The sequence below is a fragment of the Pseudooctadecabacter jejudonensis genome (assembly GCF_900172275.1).
Lineage (GTDB): Bacteria > Pseudomonadota > Alphaproteobacteria > Rhodobacterales > Rhodobacteraceae > Octadecabacter > Octadecabacter jejudonensis.
The window spans coordinates 630,402-648,313 of sequence record NZ_FWFT01000001.1; the positions used below are offsets into that span (position 1 = coordinate 630,402).

Annotated in this window: 19 protein-coding genes and 1 tRNA gene; 9 read left to right on the forward strand and 11 right to left on the reverse strand. The window is 59.8% G+C overall.

Annotated features, from left to right (window positions below):
• Positions 1-182 precede the first annotated feature (182 nt).
• The 6 genes from prmC to PSJ8397_RS03010 form a co-directional block, all read right to left on the reverse strand.
• Complete coding sequence (gene prmC / locus PSJ8397_RS02985; protein ID WP_085863059.1) at positions 183-959, reverse strand: peptide chain release factor N(5)-glutamine methyltransferase; 777 nt, start codon at positions 957-959, stop codon at positions 183-185.
• A complete protein-coding gene (gene prfA / locus PSJ8397_RS02990) occupies positions 956-2,011 on the reverse strand; it encodes a peptide chain release factor 1 (RefSeq protein ID WP_085863060.1) in 1,056 nt (351 codons plus the stop codon). The genes prmC and prfA overlap by 4 nt, the downstream gene beginning before the upstream one ends.
• On the reverse strand, positions 2,008-2,484 hold the full coding sequence (locus tag PSJ8397_RS02995; RefSeq protein WP_235000551.1) for a DUF1499 domain-containing protein: 477 nt from the start codon (positions 2,482-2,484) through the stop codon (positions 2,008-2,010). Before PSJ8397_RS02995 ends, prfA begins: the two co-directional genes overlap by 4 nt.
• A gap of 94 nt (positions 2,485-2,578) precedes the next feature.
• Entirely contained in the window at positions 2,579-3,526 is a 948-nt protein-coding gene (speB, locus tag PSJ8397_RS03000; RefSeq protein ID WP_085863061.1) for an agmatinase, read from the reverse strand.
• On the reverse strand, positions 3,523-4,485 hold the full coding sequence (gene speB / locus PSJ8397_RS03005) for an agmatinase (protein ID WP_085863062.1): 963 nt from the start codon (positions 4,483-4,485) through the stop codon (positions 3,523-3,525). Before speB (PSJ8397_RS03005) ends, speB (PSJ8397_RS03000) begins: the two co-directional genes overlap by 4 nt.
• Positions 4,485-5,654, reverse strand: a complete 1,170-nt coding sequence (locus PSJ8397_RS03010) for a M20 aminoacylase family protein (RefSeq protein WP_085863063.1) — start codon at positions 5,652-5,654, stop codon at positions 4,485-4,487. The genes speB (PSJ8397_RS03005) and PSJ8397_RS03010 overlap by 1 nt, the downstream gene beginning before the upstream one ends.
• 63 nt (positions 5,655-5,717) lie before the next feature.
• Here PSJ8397_RS03010 and mazG point away from each other — a divergent pair, with 63 nt between their 5' ends.
• Positions 5,718-6,545: a nucleoside triphosphate pyrophosphohydrolase gene (mazG, locus tag PSJ8397_RS03015; RefSeq protein ID WP_085863064.1), complete on the forward strand. Its 828-nt coding sequence runs from the start codon at positions 5,718-5,720 to the stop codon at positions 6,543-6,545.
• A 21-nt stretch (positions 6,546-6,566) separates the two neighbouring features.
• Here mazG and PSJ8397_RS03020 read toward each other — a convergent pair whose 3' ends face one another.
• The 4 genes from PSJ8397_RS03020 to PSJ8397_RS03035 all read right to left on the reverse strand — a co-directional run bounded on the left by PSJ8397_RS03020 (position 6,567) and on the right by PSJ8397_RS03035 (position 10,371).
• Positions 6,567-6,962 (reverse strand): hypothetical protein, encoded by a 396-nt coding sequence (locus PSJ8397_RS03020; protein ID WP_085863065.1) that lies wholly within the window; start codon positions 6,960-6,962, stop codon positions 6,567-6,569.
• Positions 6,963-7,086: 124 nt separating this feature from the next.
• Positions 7,087-8,892 (reverse strand): ABC-F family ATP-binding cassette domain-containing protein, encoded by a 1,806-nt coding sequence (locus PSJ8397_RS03025; RefSeq protein WP_085863066.1) that lies wholly within the window; start codon positions 8,890-8,892, stop codon positions 7,087-7,089.
• Positions 8,893-9,024: 132 nt separating this feature from the next.
• On the reverse strand, positions 9,025-9,834 hold the full coding sequence (locus PSJ8397_RS03030) for a GNAT family N-acetyltransferase (RefSeq protein WP_085863067.1): 810 nt from the start codon (positions 9,832-9,834) through the stop codon (positions 9,025-9,027).
• Positions 9,835-9,843: 9 nt separating this feature from the next.
• On the reverse strand, positions 9,844-10,371 hold the full coding sequence (locus tag PSJ8397_RS03035) for an outer membrane protein assembly factor BamE (protein ID WP_085863068.1): 528 nt from the start codon (positions 10,369-10,371) through the stop codon (positions 9,844-9,846).
• 130 nt (positions 10,372-10,501) lie between these two features.
• On the opposite strand from PSJ8397_RS03035, the gene PSJ8397_RS03040 reads away from it, so the two are divergent.
• The 8 genes from PSJ8397_RS03040 (at position 10,502) to PSJ8397_RS03075 (ending at position 16,165) form a co-directional block, all read left to right on the forward strand.
• On the forward strand, positions 10,502-11,056 hold the full coding sequence (locus PSJ8397_RS03040) for a YceD family protein (RefSeq protein WP_085863069.1): 555 nt from the start codon (positions 10,502-10,504) through the stop codon (positions 11,054-11,056).
• 223 nt (positions 11,057-11,279) lie between these two features.
• Positions 11,280-11,486 carry a 50S ribosomal protein L32 gene (gene rpmF, locus PSJ8397_RS03045; protein WP_085863070.1) on the forward strand — a complete coding sequence of 69 codons (207 nt, stop codon included), beginning with the start codon at positions 11,280-11,282 and terminating at the stop codon, positions 11,484-11,486.
• A 30-nt stretch (positions 11,487-11,516) separates the two neighbouring features.
• Positions 11,517-12,617, forward strand: a complete 1,101-nt coding sequence (gene plsX, locus PSJ8397_RS03050) for a phosphate acyltransferase PlsX (protein WP_085863071.1) — start codon at positions 11,517-11,519, stop codon at positions 12,615-12,617.
• Between the two features lie 6 nt (positions 12,618-12,623).
• A complete protein-coding gene (locus tag PSJ8397_RS03055) occupies positions 12,624-13,595 on the forward strand; it encodes a beta-ketoacyl-ACP synthase III (protein ID WP_085863072.1) in 972 nt (323 codons plus the stop codon).
• A gap of 84 nt (positions 13,596-13,679) precedes the next feature.
• The gene (gene ihfA / locus PSJ8397_RS03060) at positions 13,680-13,982 is read left to right on the forward strand and encodes an integration host factor subunit alpha (RefSeq protein WP_085863073.1); all 303 of its coding nucleotides are present in this window, start codon (positions 13,680-13,682) and stop codon (positions 13,980-13,982) included.
• Positions 13,983-14,013: 31 nt separating this feature from the next.
• On the forward strand, positions 14,014-14,862 hold the full coding sequence (locus tag PSJ8397_RS03065) for a MerR family transcriptional regulator (protein ID WP_085863074.1): 849 nt from the start codon (positions 14,014-14,016) through the stop codon (positions 14,860-14,862).
• Between the two features lie 67 nt (positions 14,863-14,929).
• Positions 14,930-15,006: transfer RNA gene (locus tag PSJ8397_RS03070), tRNA-Pro, on the forward strand.
• Between the two features lie 76 nt (positions 15,007-15,082).
• A complete protein-coding gene (locus PSJ8397_RS03075; RefSeq protein WP_085863075.1) occupies positions 15,083-16,165 on the forward strand; it encodes a 2'-deoxycytidine 5'-triphosphate deaminase in 1,083 nt (360 codons plus the stop codon).
• On the opposite strand, the gene PSJ8397_RS03080 is transcribed toward PSJ8397_RS03075, so the two are convergent.
• On the reverse strand, positions 16,162-17,670 hold the full coding sequence (locus PSJ8397_RS03080) for a GGDEF domain-containing protein (RefSeq protein WP_085863076.1): 1,509 nt from the start codon (positions 17,668-17,670) through the stop codon (positions 16,162-16,164). The genes PSJ8397_RS03075 and PSJ8397_RS03080 overlap by 4 nt on opposite strands.
• Between the last annotated feature and the right edge of the window lie 242 nt (positions 17,671-17,912).

The following is a 17,912-nucleotide window of genomic DNA, read 5'->3' on the forward strand; positions in this document are numbered from 1 at the left end:
AGGGTTCCAGTTAACTTTTCTGTCGCGGCCCGGCCTCACCTCATGTGAAACCCAAATCCATGTGCCTGCGATGTTCTGGCTATGTCAGTCTGAGGCGATGCCTGCCAACCGACATGGATGAATATGCCTCCAAAACCGTTAATCGCAAGCGGTTTTTACACTTTGGGTGTAAATTTCATCCCCTAAAGCGGCTTTTGGCCCATCACAACGCGGTGTCGCCCGTCCAGATCAGGGCGAATCTCCACGGACACCAGCCCTGCCGCCGACATCATCGCAGCCACGGCCTCCCCTTGGGTGGGGCCAATCTCAACCATCAGCCAGCCACCAGCGACCAGCCGCGACGGCGCGCCTGCGCAAATGATGCGGTAACACGACAGCCCGTCGTCCTCATCGGTCAGCGCCATGCGCGGCTCATGGGAGACCTCAGGCGCCAGATCCGGCATCTCATCCAACGCAATATAGGGCGGGTTGGACACGATCAGGTCATACTGCCCGCCCACATCGTCATACCAATCGGACAGCGGCAAGATCAGCCGATCCACCACGCCAATCGCCGCCGCATTGGCACCGGCAACAAGGATCCCGCGTTCGGATATATCCGTGCCGACGCCGCGTGCCTCTGATCGCTCTGCCAACAAAGATATGATAATCGCGCCAGATCCCGTTCCCAAATCCAGCACTTTGCGAAAGGGAACTTCCAACGCGGCCTCAACCAGAGTTTCCGTTTCGGGGCGGGGGTCCAACACATCTGAGGTCACCGTGAACCGATGCTTCCAAAAATCGCGGTATCCCAGTACATGCGACATCGGCACACGTGCCGCACGCCGGGTCACTGCGGCCTCAAACCTGTCATCCTCGCCCACATTGCGCCACAGCAGGCGCGCCTCCCGCACCGGGTCCGCGAGACCACCAGCTTGCAGCGTGTCCACAGCCCAGGCCAGACGTTGGGCCTCGCTCACCCCTCCATCTCCGCCAAGGCCGCCGCCTGGGCGTCTTGGATCAGGGCATCCATCACCTCATCCAGATCTCCGGCAATAACTTGATCCAATTTGTATAAGGTCAGGTTAATGCGATGATCCGTCATCCGGCCTTGGGGGAAATTATACGTCCGGATGCGTTCCGACCGGTCGCCCGATCCCACCTGCGACGCGCGATCGGCGGATCGTTCGTCATGCAGCTTTTGACGTTCCATATCGAACAGACGCGTTTTCAACACCTGCATCGCGATCTCACGGTTGCGGTGCTGGGATTTCTCTGAACTTGTCACAACAATCCCCGACGGAATATGCGTGATCCGCACCGCGGAATCGGTGGTGTTCACGTGCTGTCCACCTGACCCGGACGCCCGCATGGTATCGATGCGGATGTCATTGGCGTTGATCTGGATATCGACGTCTTCGGCCTCTGGCAGCACCGCGACCGTCGCCGCCGACGTGTGAATCCGCCCGCCGCTTTCGGTTTCGGGCACGCGCTGAACACGGTGCACGCCTGATTCGTATTTCATCCGCGCAAACACATCCGTGCCAGCGACCCGCGCGGTGACCTCTTTGATCCCGCCCAGTTCTGATTCCGACATCTCAAGGATTTCAAATTTCCAACCGCGCGCCTCAGAATAGCGTTGATACATCCGCAACAAATCGCCCGCGAATAGCGCGGCCTCATCGCCCCCTGTGCCGGGGCGGATTTCCACCAGGGCGGGCTTGCTGTCAGCGGCATCGCGCGGGATCAACGCCAGTTTGACCGCCTGTTCCGCCTCGGGCAGACGGGCGCGCAGATCGGGCAATTCCATCTCCGCCAGCTCTTTCATCTCGGGATCAGCCAGCATCGCCTCCGCGCCCTCAATCTCCGCTGTCAGCGCCTGATAGCTGCGCACAACCTCGACCACGGGGCGCAGTTCCGCATATTCGCGGCTGACGGCGACAAATTCTTCGCCACCCAGTCCCTCGCCCATCCGCGCTTCAAGAAACTCAAAGCGTTCGGTGATCTGCTGCATGCGTTCTGTTGGTATCATGGCGTCGGTGTAGCGGCTCCACCCATGGCGTCAAGCTGCGCCATCCAGCCGTCAATCCGTTTGCGGTTCACCCCAAGATCCGATTGGCCGAACCGCAGACGTCCATAGACCTGCAACATGCAATCGTCGCTGTCGGGCACCGTCATCAGCCGCACGGTGGTGAAATCGGGAAATCCGCAGATCTTCGTGCGGGTCATGTAAGTAGTCTTATTGTCCTCAACCGTTCCTGCCACAACACTGGTGCGCGCCGTGGCGCAAATGATCTGGTCCAGCTGGGCCATCATCTGCACCCCATCACCCTGCACCACACGTTGGATCAGATGCCCGCCCGCGCTGGGATAGGCCCCCGGCGCCATCAATGGCACCTCAACCTCATGCCAGTGTGATGGTTTGGTGGGGGCAACACGGACATAGATGAGGGCGACCAAAATGGCCCCCAACAGCCCAATCAACGCATAAGCAATATAGATCAATGTCTTACCTCTAATAAGGGATCAAACTGGCACCCCTGCCATACGCAAGCCATACGCGAACCATACGCAAACCATATCCAGTTTTTGCGAAAGTTCAGCGATAGGCAACACCGGGCAGAATACTCAACATCTCAAACATGATATTCGCCCCGACCAGCGCGGTGTTACCGGTCGTATCATAGGGGGGCGAAACCTCTACCAGATCGCAGCCGACCACATTTAACCCTTTGAGATTGCGGATCAATTCCATCGCCTGCATCGTCGTCAGCCCCCCAATTTCCGGCGTGCCCGTCCCCGGCGCAAAGCTGGGATCAAGGCTGTCGATGTCATAGGTGATATAGCACGGCTGATCGCCGATGCTCTCAACAATCTCTTTTCCAAGCGAAATCAGTGATTTATGCCACAACTCAGGGGCCAACCGCTGATTAAATCCCCAGCCTGCGGCCTCTGTGAAATCTTCCGCCGTGTACCCAGTGCCCCGCAAGCCAATTTGCCATACTTTTGAGGGGGTTATAAGGCCTTCTTCATAGGCCCGCCGGAACACCGTGCCATGGGTTTCCCGCTCCCCGAACATCTCATCGTTTACATCGGCATGGGCGTCCACATGCACCAGTGCAACGGGCCCGTGTTTCTTTGCCATGGCCCGCAGGATCGGCAAGGTCAAGGAATGGTCCCCCCCTAGCCCCATGGGGATCACCGGATGGGTTAAGATATCCTCGTAAGTCTTTTGAATAATTGACAAACTATCCGCCAATGAAAACGTGTTAATCGCGATATCGCCCAGATCCGCACATTGCAAACTGTCAAACGGTGCCGCCCCTGTCTGGATATTATAGGGCCGGATCATCGCGCTTTCCTGCCGCAGCTGTTTGGGTCCAAACCGCGTGCCTGACCGCCAACTTGTGCCGATGTCCATCGGGATGCCAATAAACCCAACATCAAGGCCCGCTGCGGTGTCCATGCTGGGCAGGCGCATAAACGTCTGCAGCCCGGAAAACCGCGCCAAATCATTGCCAGAGACAGGTTGATTGAAATCCATCATTTTCTTTTATTCCAAAGGCTTAAACAACACAATTCATACGCCACATGGGCCCCTGCGATGGCTGTGGCGCCTGTGGTATCATAGGGCGGCGACACTTCGACAACATCGCCGCCGACCATATTGATGCCCGCCAAATCGCGCAGCATGGCCGCCGCTTGCCAGCTGGCCAGCCCTCCCCAGACGGGCGTGCCGGTGCCTGGGGCAAAGGCCGGGTCCAAGGCGTCGATGTCAAAGGTCACATAGGTGGGGCCGCTGCCCACAATCTCACGCGTGCGGGATACGACCCAATCGGCGCCTTTTTCGTGGCACGTTCGTGCGTCAAGATATTGAATTCCCAAATAATCCCCACACTCGGTGCGGATACCGATCTGGACGGATCGTGCCGGATCCACCAACCCCAATTTCACCGCCTTATACATGAACGTGCCGTGATCGACGCGGTCCATATCATCGTCGGCCCACAGGTCAGAATGCGCATCAAACTGGATCACGCCAAGGGGGCCATACTTGGCGGCATAGGCACGCAAGATCGGCAGTGTGATAAAGTGATCACCCCCCAGTGTGACGGTGCCGGGGCCCTGTTCCAAAATACCCGCAATATGTCCCGTAATCGCCGCGGGCGTTGCCGGAACATTCGCATAATCAAACGCCAGATCGCCGTAATCCGCGATGGCGAACTCTTCCAGCGGATCAAAGCCCCAACCGTACGGCGGATCGTACGGTTGCAGGCTGCTTGCCTCACGGATGGCGCGGGGGCCGAAACGGGTGCCCGGCCGGTTCGTCACCGCCTGATCGAACGGCACGCCAGTGACCACCAGATCCACCCCGCGCAAATCCTTGGTGTATTTGCGCCGCAAAAACGACGTGGCCCCGCCGAACGTGTTTTCAAACGCGGCCCCCTTCAGATCGGCCCGCGTGAAGGCCAGATCAATCTGTCCTTTTGCATCCTCAAGTGCCATTAACCATCCCCCAACGGCAGCGCCCGTTCGGCCACGCGCGCAAAGAACGACGCCCCGTAAGGCGCTGTATTGTCATCGAAATCATAGTTCGGCTGATGCAGGCCCGCCGTATCGCCATTGCCGACGAACAAATAACATCCGGGCCGTTCATTCAGAAAATAGGCGAAATCCTCTGCCCCCATTTCGGGTGCGACGTCGGGGGTGACAGTGCCCTGTGCCGCCACCTCTCGGGCGACCTCGACGGCGAAAGACGTCTCTTGGGGGGTGTTGATGGTGGGCGGAAACCCCTCCTCATAGCGCAACGTGGCCTCCACGTTGAACGCGCGCGCGTGGCCCTCGACAATCTCTGCCATGCGGCGTTTGACCATGGCTTGAACGTCTTTGTCGAAGGTCCGCACCGTGCCGCCCAGGTAGGCATCCTCGGGGATGATATTGTCCGCCGTGCCCGCATGAAACATCGTCACCGACACCACCAATTCGTCCAGCGCACGGTGGTTGCGGCTGACGATGGTGCCCATGGCCTGCGCGATGGACAGGGCCGGCGGGATCGGGTCGCGGGTCTCTTGCGGATAGGCTCCGTGGCCGCCCTCGCCTTTGATGTCGACGTGAAAGGTATCAACGGCGGCCATGATCGGCCCGGGCGTGGTGTAAAACTCACCCACGGGCGTGCCCGGCGCGTTGTGTAAGGCATAGACGTCACGAATGCCGAACCGATCCAATACGCCTTCCTCAACCATCAGTTCCGCCCCGCCGCCGGTTTCCTCTGCCGGTTGGAAAATCAGCACCACGCGACCTGCGAAATTGCGCGTCTCTGCCAGATACTTGGCCGCCCCCAGCAACATCGTCGTATGCCCGTCATGCCCGCAAGCGTGCATTTTTCCTGGGTTTTTCGAGGCCCAGTCGGCCCCCGTCGTCTCGGCAATGGGCAGCGCATCCATATCAGCGCGCAGACCGATGGTCGGCCCCTCGCCTTGCCCCTCAATCACGGCGATGACACCGGACACGGCCACGTTTTGATGGATCTCCGTGATCCCGAAGTCGCGCAGACGCTCCACCACATAGGCAGCTGTCTGGTGGCAGTCCTGCCCCAATTCAGGGTGCTGGTGCAAATGTCGCCGCCATTCGGTCATGTCATCGGCAAAACCCGCAATGCGGTTGATAATGGGCATGTCTGGACCTTCCTTCACTGCCGGATTACCGTCACTGTGACACCAACAGGGGCCTGCCACAATATGTCCGAGACCCAAATCCACGCCACCGAAGACGCCGAGCAGATGGACCGCCTTTTGGCCATCATGTCAGCCCTGCGGGACCCCCAAACAGGCTGCCCGTGGGACGTGGAACAAACGTTCAAAACCATCGCCCCCTACACGATTGAGGAAGCCTATGAGGTCGCCGATGCCATCGACCGCGGCGACATGGACGACCTGAAGGGGGAGCTGGGCGATCTGCTGTTCCAATCCGTCTTTCATGCGCAAATGGCGCAAGAAGCCGGCGCCTTCACCTTCGCAGACGTGGCGCGCACAATGTCCGACAAGATGGTCGCACGCCACCCCCATGTCTTTGGCGACGAAAGCAACGCCAAAACGCCCGATCAGCAATCTGCCGACTGGGAGGCGATCAAGGCCGAAGAGCGCGCAAGCCGCGATGAGGCCCGCACCCTCGACGGTGTCGCCATCGGCCTGCCCGCCTTGCTGCGCGCGTTGAAATTGCAAAAACGCGCCGCCCGCGTGGGCTTTGACTGGCCCGACGTGGGCCATGTGATCGACAAAATCGCCGAAGAAGCCGCCGAAGTGGTCGAGGCCCGTGATACCCTTTCCCACGACGCCGTCACTGACGAAATGGGCGATCTGCTGTTCGTCATGGCCAATCTCGCCCGACATCTCAATGTCGACCCAGAGGACGCCCTGCGCCGCGCAAACGCCAAATTCCAACGCCGGTTCGAAGGCGTCGAAGACGCGCTGGCCGCACGCGGAAAAACGCCCGCCGACAGTGATCTGGCAGAAATGGACGCCCTGTGGGATGCGGTCAAACGGGCGGAAAAATCATCCACCCGCTGACCGCGCTAAAGCGCGCGGCCGTCAGTCCAAAAAGCTGCACATATATCCATCGTGCGCCCAGCCGGAGACAGGCAAAGGTTTGAAATCCTGAACGGCCCCGTCCTTGGTGTGGGTGCGGTGCGCATCCACAACACGCACCCAATTGCCGCGCCGCTGTGTGGTGTCGACCTCAAGGATGGCAAGGCGGTTGAACGCCCGTTCTTGGGCAAAATCCGTGCCCGGCCCAGATCGCACTGTCAAAAACCCATCCGGCCCGTTCACGTTGCACACCATGACATAGGACAATCCGGCCGCGTTGTAAGGCCATGAGGTGTCACGCGACAAACCGGTCAGATCAACGCGCCCATAGGTGCGGGTTTCGGCCAAAACAGGAGCGGCCATTGTCATCGCCAAAAGGGCGAAAATCACAGATTTCATCAAAATATCCAATCAATTCAGCAGGTCTTCGGACACAATCTGCCCTCATCCCAACCTATCCGGCCAAGAGATCACGCGTCCACCTCTGATCGGCAAAGGTCAGGAAAAGCTGACCTGTCGCGGCCTAGCCTGCCTTGTCTTCCAATGTCAGCCATTCTTCCTCGGCGGCGGCCAATTTGTCTTGCCGCTCCACCAAAGCCTCCGTGGCTTTCTGGAACTTAACCGGCTCACGCGTGAACAGGTCCGGGTCCGCCATCAACATCTCAAGCTTGCCGATCTCCGCTTCAAGCCGCGCAATAATGTCGGGCAAGGCCTCAAGCCGGTGCTTTTCCGTAAAGCTCAAGCCCGATTTCTGCGCCTGAGATTTCGTCGCCTCCGTCTTGACCGTCTTAGGCTTTGCCTTTTCCTCGATCGGGGCATCCGCGGCGCGCTGGCTTTGATAATCCGACCAACCGCCCGCGTAGGTCACGGCACGGCCCTGCCCCTCCATCGCGATGGTCGTCGTGGCAACTCGGTCGATGAAATCACGGTCGTGGCTGACCAGCATGACGGTTCCGGGGTAGTCGCCCAACAGGTCCTGCAACAAGTCCAACGTCTCGATGTCCAGATCATTTGTTGGCTCATCCAGAATCAGCACGTTCGATTCCCGCGCCATCAGCCGCGCCAACAAAAGCCGCGCCTTTTCGCCCCCTGACAGCGACCGCACCGGCGCGCGGGCCTGCCGTTCGTCGAACAGAAATTCCTTCAGATATCCGACAACGTGTTTGGGTTGCCCGCGCACCATGATCTGATCGGCTTTGCCGCTGACGGCCATGCTGGGGTCCGTCGTCAGGTTGTCCCACAGCGTTGCGTCGGGGTTCAGCTGCGCGCGCGCCTGATCGAAGACCGCAATCTCAAGGTTGGTGCCCAATTTGACCGATCCTGCATCGGGCTCAACCTCCCCCAGCAACATCTTGATCAACGTGGTCTTGCCCACGCCATTTGGCCCGACAAAGGCCACACGGTCCCCGCGCTGCACCTCCAGATCAAAGCCGCGTACGATGGTTTTATCGCCAAAGGCCTTTTTCAACCCCACCGCCTCAATCACCCGTTTGCCGGTGGATTTACCTGCCTCAAACGCCATCGCAGCGGTGCCCTGACGTTTGATCTGGCCCGCCCGCTCTGCCCGCAAATCCTGCAAGGCCCGCACGCGGCCCATATTGCGTTTGCGACGTGCCGAAATCCCTTCGACGGCCCAACGAGCCTCCGCCTTGATTTTGCGGTTTAGCTTGTGGCGCTGCATGTCCTCGTCGGCCCAGGTCTTGTCGCGCCAGGCCTCAAAGGCGGCAAAACCCTCTTCCTGACGGCGCACCTCCCCGCGATCAATCCAAAAGGTCGCCCGTGTCAAAGCGTTCAAAAAGGCGCGGTCGTGGGAAATCAGGACAAAACCCGCTTTGGTCTGGCCCAATTCACGCTCCAGCCAGCGGATGGCTTCAATATCCAGATGGTTCGTCGGCTCATCCAGCAACATCAACCCCGGCGCTTCGGCCATCAGCTTGGCCAAAGCCGCCCTCCTGCGCTCCCCGCCTGAGGCCACGGTGACATCGCGCGCGGGATCGAATTTCAACCCTTCGGCCACGGCCTCAACCCGCCACGCCTCGGACACATCCAACCCGCTGGCGGCATAATCGCCCAATGTCGCACAGCCCTCCATGGTCGGGTCCTGCTCCATATAGCCAACGCTCAGGCCGGGGGCTGCCACGACAGCACCGTGGTCCGGCTCTACCAAACCTGCCATCACCTTAAGCAAGGTCGATTTGCCCGACCCGTTGCGCCCCACCAGCGCCACGCGGTCGCCGGGCTGAACCACAAGGGACAGATCATCAAAAACGGGCTCCCCGCCAAAGGTCAGGGAAATCTCGGTTGCTTGTAACAAAGGTGCGCGTGCCATGGGCGTCAGCTAGCCCCGTGATCTGATCACTTCAACCGCAAAAGGCGCACCCTCTCCTTCATCTGACCCAAAAACTCCCGCCGGAGGCCCAACAAAATTCCGGAATTTTGTTGCCCGCCCGCCGCAGGCGCATCAGGCATCAGTGGCCACCGACCGCAGTGCCGCGGCCCGTGCAGGCGGAATATCCGCAATGGAAACACCGGTGAAAACATGCAAGGTCCGCATCGCACGGTCCACGACCGCATGATCACTGACCCAGCCCCCCATGCTCAGATAGGTCCGCAACAAAGGTGGCACCATCGACAAAGCCGCCCGTCTGTCCTGCACAGTATCCGGCAGTGGGCCCGCTGCTTCGGCAAAACGCACGACCTCTGCCGCGCCCACCCCAACGTCACACCGCACATGACGGGCCGCCAGAAGGTTAAAACAGGGCCGATACGCCAGCGCATCCGTGCCCGCAAAAGACGAACAGCCAAACAAAAATGTCACCATATGGGCATCGACGATCCGCGCCAGCATCCCCCACGCCAACCGCATGACATCCGGATCAAACACGTTGGGCGCGATGCAAAACCGGCCAAGCTCAAGAAACGGGCCAAGGACGCCTTCCAACCCGGTCAAATCATATGACGCGCCTGTGTATCCCGCCTGCGCCGCTGCGGCATCTGCATGAACCTGCACGCGGCATGCGGCCACCAATCGGCCTTGGGCGTCCTCCACCAAAACGTGGTCGCACAGCGGATCAAAGGCATCGCGGTCCAGCCCACCGTGCTCCACGGGCAACCCTGCGGCCTCAAAGAAACACAAATGACGCAACCGCTGGGCCGCCTCGACATCCGCCACACCCGTGGCCAATCGCGCGACGTAGCCTCCGCGCGCCAAAGGTGCGACAGGCTGTGCCCCATTCAATTGCCCCGAAACTGCGGTCGCGCGCGCAGCCAAAGTGCAAGCCTACCCGTCGCCGAGGAAATCAGCGGGGTTAAACCGCCCGATCGACCCAAACAGCTGCCGCAAGAACGTGGTGTCGCGCACATTGTCCTGCGTCACGCGGCGCGACAGCGGCACCACATTGCCGTTCTCCAGCCCGAACCGCTCCACATTGCTGACAACACCGTCCGCGTCGAACCGGATCGCGACGACCTGACGGTCAATTTCCTTGGGCTCAAGCGGGCCATACAGACGGAACCGGCTTTCCACGTAGAAAAAATCACCACCATCAGTCACACCGGACGCCGTAGGGGGGCCAACCACATCGGCCACCGTGTCGCGCGTGTCGACGCCCACCAGCACCTCGGCCAACTGATCATCGCTGGGCGCGTAGCCGTGATTGCGGAACATCGTTGTGCAGCCCACGGCCATAAACAGCGCTGTGCCCACCAAGGTGGCGCGTGCGGCGCGCCCGATCCATGACACACGGGTCGAACCCTTTGCTGATCCGGCCCCGAATGCGACCTGTGTCGTGCTGTTGTCGTGGCTCATGCTCACTCACCCCTGTTGCGCCGCCTGTTGTGCCTGCATGCTGCACCGGACGTGGCGCTTTTGCATTGGCTTTTCGCGGCGTTTGACGCATTTACAGCCATCAGGCGACGTTATTCAAGGGTGCCCGCACATGACCGCAATTCCAAGCCATATCCTCCGTCTGGCTGACCTGCCCAACCGCAAACGCAGTGCGTTCACTATCGAACCCGATGCCGCAGGGCGTGCGGCCTTGGCCGAGACCCTCGATGTGCTGACGATCCGCAAACTGCGGCTGACGGGTGCTATGATCCCCATGGGCAAATCTGACTGGCGGCTTGAGGCCAGCTTGGGTGCCACGGTGCAACAGGCCTGCGTCATTACACTTGAACCCGTGACCACGCGGATCGATGAAGACATCATGCGGACCTATACGGCACATTTTGACGTCCCCGACGCGGCTGAAGTCGAAATGCCCGAGGACGACACCACCGAACCGCTGCCCGAAACCCTTGATCTGGTGGCCGTAATGGCCGAAGCCCTCGCACTGTCCCTGCCCCCCTTCCCCCGCAAAGACGGCGCCGAAATCGGGCAGGCTGTGTTCACCGAACCGGGCAAAGCGGCCATGACGGACGAAGACGCGCGCCCCTTTGCAGGTCTTGCAGCCCTGCGGGCGGGCCTTGAAAACAAAGACGACGGCGACGCATAGCGCCCGCCTTTTGCCCTCCCACAACGGGGCGCAAATCCCACTTGCCAAATAAAGGAATCGCAGTATGTTCGCGGCTTCTTTCAGATCACGTCTCGACAGGCTGGCGGATATGTCCTAAAGCCCCCCGAACGGATCACGCCACGGCCTTTGGCCACTGGTTTGAAACACGATATTCACACGGGCCCCCAACGAATATGGGCCGCCCCTAACCCGAGGTTGAGACATGGCTGTCCCACAGAATAAAATCTCCAAATCCCGTCGGAACAACCGCCGGTCCCACCACGCTCTGGACGGTGCAAACCCAAACGAATGCCCCTCCTGCGGTGAGCTGAAGCGCCCCCACCACATCTGCCCGTCCTGCGGTCACTATGCAGACCGTGAAGTGATTGCTCAGGCCGACGAGATCGATCTGGACGACGACGCAGCCTAAGCTTTAGGGTCAGTCAGACAGGGGAACCCAATGACTGATCATGCTGCCAGCACACTTGTATTATCGGTCGACGCCATGGGCGGCGACCAAGGGCCTGCACCTGTGGTTGCGGGCCTTGCGCTGTTTTTGGACCGCGCGGACAGCGATGTGCACATTTTGCTGCACGGTGACCAGGATCAGCTTACCCCCCTTTTGGCAAAACGGAAAATTGCATCCCGCGTGACTGTCGTGCATGCGAGTGATGTAGTCTCCATGACCGACAAACCCAGTCATGTGATGCGCCACGGCAAAGCCACATCCATGTGGTCCGCGGTTGAAGCGGTGCGCAGCAAAGACGCCGCCGTTTGCGTGTCGTGCGGCAATACGGGTGCCCTGATGGCCGTGTCCATGATCCGCCTGCGCAAAGCGGAAGGTGTGAACCGGCCCGCAATCGCCTGCCTTTGGCCGTCTCGCAATAAAACAGGCTTCAATGTGATGCTTGATGCGGGGGCAGACATCCGCGCCGACGAAGAAGACCTGTTGACCTATGCCTTGATGGGCACGTCCTACGCCCGCAATGGGCTGGGGCTTGCACGCCCACGGGTCGGACTGTTGAACGTCGGCACGGAAGAACATAAAGGCCGCGCCGAACTCAAGGTCGCGGGCGAAATGATCGCCAAGGCCGCCCCGCACGGCGATTTCGACTATATCGGATTCGTGGAAGGCGGCGATCTCCCCTCCGACCGGGTTGATGTGGTGGTCACCGACGGGTTCACAGGCAATGTGGCGCTCAAAACCGGCGAAGGCACGGCGAATTTCATCTCCGACAGCCTGCGTGCCGCGTTCAAAGCCACGCCGTTCAGCATGATCGCAGCCTTGCTGGCCGCAACCTCCCTGCGGCGGTTGCGCCGCAAAATCGACCCGCGCCGTGTCAACGGTGGCGTGTTTTTGGGCCTGAACGGAACGGTCATCAAATCACATGGCTCTGCCGATGCCACCGGCGTCGCGGCTGCCCTCGATCTGGCCGCCCAGCTTGGCCGGTCCTCCTTTGCCGATAAGCTGGCCGCACGGGTTGCATCCGCCGCCGTCCATGCGCAAGATGACGCAACGGAAGAGGCCGCCAAAACCAGCGGCGCGAGCAAGGACACCTAAACAGACATGACCATTCGCGCCACTGTCACCGGCGTCGGCCACCACCTGCCCGACCGCGTGGTCCCCAATTCCGAGTTTGAGTCCACGCTCGATACCTCAGACGAATGGATCCGCACACGGTCCGGTATCGAGCGCAGGCATTTTGCCGCCGATGATGAATACACCTCCGATCTCGGCACCAAAGCCGCGCAAAACGCGCTCTCCATGGCCGGGCTTGTGCCCGATGACATCGACGCGGTCATTGTCGCGACGTCGACCCCCGATCTGACATTTCCGTCCGCGGCTACGATGATCCAACAAAAACTAGGGATGACCCGCGGCTTTGCCTTTGATGTGCAGGCCGTTTGCGCCGGATTCGTTTTTGCGCTGGCCAATGCCAATGGCATGATCCTGTCAGGCCAAGCCCGCCGTGTTCTGGTGATCGGCGCCGAAACCTTCAGCCGCATCCTCGACATGACCGACCGCGCCACCTGCGTTTTGTTCGGCGACGGCGCAGGCGCGCTGGTGCTTGAGGCGTCGGAAGGCACAGGCACCGCCGCCGATCGCGGCATCCTTGGAACCGACCTCAATTCTGATGGGCGACACCGCGACATGCTCTATGTCGACGGCGGCATGGTCAGCCAACAAACCGGTTTCATCAAAATGCAAGGCAACGCACTTTTCCGCCAAGCCGTTGAAAAGCTTGCCTCAACTGCCAATACTGCCCTTGAAAAGGCGGGGCTGGGCCATGACGATGTTGATTGGATCGTGCCCCATCAGGCCAACATCCGCATCATTCAGGGCACGGCCAAAAAGCTGGGCGTGCCCATGGATAAGGTCGTCGTGACTGTGGCGGATCATGGCAACACCTCCGCCGCGTCGATCCCGTTGGCCCTGTCTGTCGGGGTGGCCCGCGGGCAGATCAAACAGGGCGACCTGCTGGTGACCGAGGCCATCGGTGGGGGCCTTGCATGGGGTTCTGTGGTTTTGCGGTGGTAGGTGTCAACAAAGGCTGACAAGTCGTTGTTATTGACTCTCTTTTTCGGGTCTGCCTAAGGTTGTTCAATTCACTAGGGGGCCAAAATGACCGACAAGACATTGACTCGCATGGACCTTGCCGACGCCGTTCATCAAGAAGTCGGGCTGTCGCGCAACGAAAGCGCGGACCTCGTTGAAAGCGTTTTGACCCATATGTCCGATGCTTTGACCAACGGCGAAAGCGTGAAGATCTCCTCTTTCGGGACATTTTCCATCCGCGACAAGGCCGCCCGCGTCGGCCGTAACCCCAAGACCGGCGAAGAAGTGCCCATCACGCCGCGCCGTGTCCTCAGCTTTCGGCCCAGTCATCTGATGAAAGACCGCGTGGCCGACGGCAACAAACGTTAACGCCTGCACGACTACGCTTGGGGGCCAGAGCATGTCCAAATCCCGCGACGCCTTTCGAACCATCTCAGAAGTCAGCGACGCGCTGGATACCCCCGCCCATGTGCTGCGCTTTTGGGAAAGCAAATTCAGTCAGGTCAAGCCTGTGAAACGCGCAGGCGGACGCCGCTATTACCGTCCCGCTGACGTGGATTTGTTGTCCGGAATCAAGAGGTTGCTGCACGAAGACGGCATGACCATCAAAGGCGCACAAAAGTTGTTGCGCGAACAGGGGGTCAAACACATAGCCTCCATGGGTGCCGACGCCTTGGCAGCCCCTGATCCCGCGCCCTCAGCCCCTGCTGCAATCCCCGTGGCAGACGTCGGGATCACAAATGTGGTCGCCATGCCGCATCCCGCAAAAGGCCCGGCGTTGTCCCTAAACCTGTCGGCCTCCAATGCCGAGGCGTCCCCCACCGCGCCCGAAAATCAAGATGTTGCTGAAGACACAAAACCGGATGAGCCCCCGATGAAAGACGCGTTGGATGATCGTACCCTCGATATGTTTGCTGACGATCCGACCGAAGACGCGGTGATTGAAGACGCGGCCGAAACGACACCCCCGACGGAAGCTGCGTCAGACGTGGAGGACGCGGTAGAAACCTCAGCGGATGAGGATGCACCTGCGCCTGAAATTGCGGCGTCCACAGAAGCGGCTGAGCCAGCGCCTACGCCCACGTTTACCTTTCCGGACGATCCGTCGGACAACGACAGCAAAGCGCCCGCCCGTCTGTTCCATCTTCTGCAGAAAACCGATCCTGAAGCGCTTGGCGCACATGCGGCCCAGATCGCCCCCCTTTTGGCGCGCATCGAGGATGTGCGCAGCCGGATTCAAACCCGTTAGGTTCTGACCAAAACATGCGTTTTACGCCTTGCCCCAGCGGATCAATCGGGTATGAAGCCCCAGAAGTCGGGCTATGGCGCAGCCTGGTAGCGCGTCCGTCTGGGGGACGGAAGGTCGCAGGTTCGAGTCCTGCTAGCCCGACCATTCAAAACCGCCCGTCCCGTTCCTGCGGTGACGGGCGTTTTTGCATGTGTAACTTGCCCACCATTTGGGGACTGCGATGAAAAACGGCGTTCTGTCAGACACCCAAATCACCGAACTGGTCAATGCTGGCGGCATCACCGCCCCTGCACCTTTACAGGATGGCCAAGTGCAACCCGCCTCGCTGGATTTGCGTTTGGGTGACCGCGCGTTTCGGGTTCGTGCATCCTTTCTTGCGGGCAAAGACATGCGCGTGGCGGACCGGCTGGCCCAGTTCACCATGCATGAAATCGACCTGACCGGCGGGGCTGTTCTGGAAAAAGGGTGCGTTTACGTCGTGCCTTTGATGGAAGCTTTGTCCCTGCCGGCCGGGATGGCAGGGGCGGCCAGCGCCAAATCCTCAACAGGTCGATTGGATCTGTTGACGCGGATCATCACGGACAATGGGACCGAATTTGACCGCGTGCCTGACGGCTATCGCGGACCGCTTTATGTTGAGATTTGTCCAAGATCCTTCTCGGTCCTGGTTCAGCCTGGTCTGATGTTGAATCAGATCATTTTTCGGCAAGGTCACACCTTACTGGACGATGCGGCGCTGCGCACATTGCATGGAACCAGCCCGATTGTGGATGGCGAGGCCGAAATTTCCGACGGGCTGGGCTTCTCCGTGGATCTGCGTCCAGCGTCGGGGGATTTGGTCGGCTACCGTGCCAAACCCCACACCGGTGTGATTGATCTGACCAAGATCGACCACTACGCGGTTGAAGAGTTCTGGGAAGAAATCCGGACCACTGAAGGGCGCATCATTTTGGACCCAGGCGCGTTCTACATTCTTGTCAGCCGCGAGGCGATCGCGATCCCGCCAGATTACGCGGCCGAAATGGCCCCCTATATCGCCATGGTCGGCGAATTTCGCGTCCACTACGCGGGCTTCTTCGACCCTGGGTTCGGATGGGACAGCGCAGGCGGCCAAGGATCGCGCGGCGTCTTGGAAGTTCGATGTCATGAAGCCCCCTTTGTGCTGGAACATGGCCAAAGCGTGGGGCGGCTTGTCTACGAATATATGTCGCAAACGCCGAAGGCGCTTTATGGCCGAGACATTAAATCCAACTACCAGGGACAGGGCCTTAAGCTGTCCAAGCATTTTAAAACAACCGGCTAGGCCGCCCTTCGGCCTGCGACCTTTTTCGGCATCTCAATGTCGTCGTCAGAGGCCTCTACGCTGTCAGCGGCAGCATCGGCGTCAAACGCCGCGACCGTGTCACCTGCGAAGATGAACATATCCTCTTGTTCGACTGACAAGACCGGTACGGTAGAAGCCTCATCCGCTTTTGCCGTATGAAGGTTGACGTCGGCCCGCACGATTGCATCGGTGGGCGCGTCATCCTTGTCGGTCATTGCGCTGATCCCCAAAGGGACCTCCATCGTCGCGGGCATCATTGCAAAGCCCTCACACAATGGGTTCTCGGGGTTCGCGAGGGCCGCCCGCAAGCGTGTCGCAACAATTTCCAAATGACGAACATCACCAACGGGCAAAACCAGCAGAAACTCGTTGCTGCCCCAACGCCCGAAGGCGTCACTGTCCCGCAGATGGATATCCAGGGTCTGCGCAACACGCGCAAGCACCCCTTCCCCTTCGCCCGCACCAAAGGTGGCGTCCAACCTGCGGAAATAGTCCAAATCCATCATGATGACGCCGAACTGCGCAGCGGTGGTGCGAAAATCAAGCCAAGCGGCCTCAACCCGTTCAGTCACACCAAAACGGTTCAGGGCACCGGTAGCCGCGTCAATGCGGCTCATCATGGCAAGTTCAAGTTCGGCGCGGCGTTTGGCGGTCGTTGCATTTTCATGATACGCGATTGTGCACATCAAAACTGCCGCCATGATCAAAGTCACACTTGCAATGACCGTTGCCATGACAACGCCATCCGCAACGGACCCCGACACCAACAAAACGATGCCGGCCGCCCAGGGCACAAAAACAATTGTCGTCAACATGATCCGCGTTTGGGCCCCTGCCCCCCCCTTGGCGAAGGCGATCCGAACGAAGGGCCTGTTCAAGTAAACTGACACCATTGCCACGGATACCGCGGCCAGCCCCAAAAAGGTGAATGAACCAACATCACCGCCAAAAAACACCACACCATAGCTGAGCTGGAGGATTGTGCTATGGACAATCACCACCCCTAAAACCATGAAAAGCGCCCCGAGGCGGGCGCTGGTCTGACGCAAAAGCATCGCCATGGCAAAGCCGCCGATCGCACCCGCCGCTTCGACACTGAAACGTCCCGAAAACCCGTCCACCGCTCCCAGAATGCCGATTGAGGTTGTGCCCGTCGATCCAGTGAGGACCGCATCCATCAGCCGTGCGGCACAAATCGCCACAATCGTTCCCAACACGGCAACCTGCCAAAACGGAGCAGCCCCATACCGCTGTGCCTTGAGAATGCACACCCCCAGTGCGATCAGACACACCGCGGTCAACGGATGGGTCGCCGCACCACCTTCTAGCGGCTGTAGGGCGATATTGATGCCAAGAAAACTCGCCCAGAGGCCAACCCCAGCACATCCAATCATCGCCGCAGCAGCGATGAAGCGCGCGCGAATTGCCAAACGGATATAGTTTAGCGGCTGACGGGGCGCATTGTTCAGGATGGAAAACGTCATGGGGCACAAACCTTTACGCAAGAGGATTGCGCGACTTATGCCCCGTGCCGTCCTAAAATTTCGCTAAGTCGAAATTCAGAACCTGTTAATGCGTTTTATGACACGGGAGGCCTGGCGCAAATTCTTCGAATTCTGGCGCCCTCTGCGTTCCAATTCGCGATCCTGCTCGGTGTCCTCACCGGTTTTTCCACGGCGCGCCATGGCCTTGATCCCGCTGTCGACACCCTTGTTCACAAGGCGCC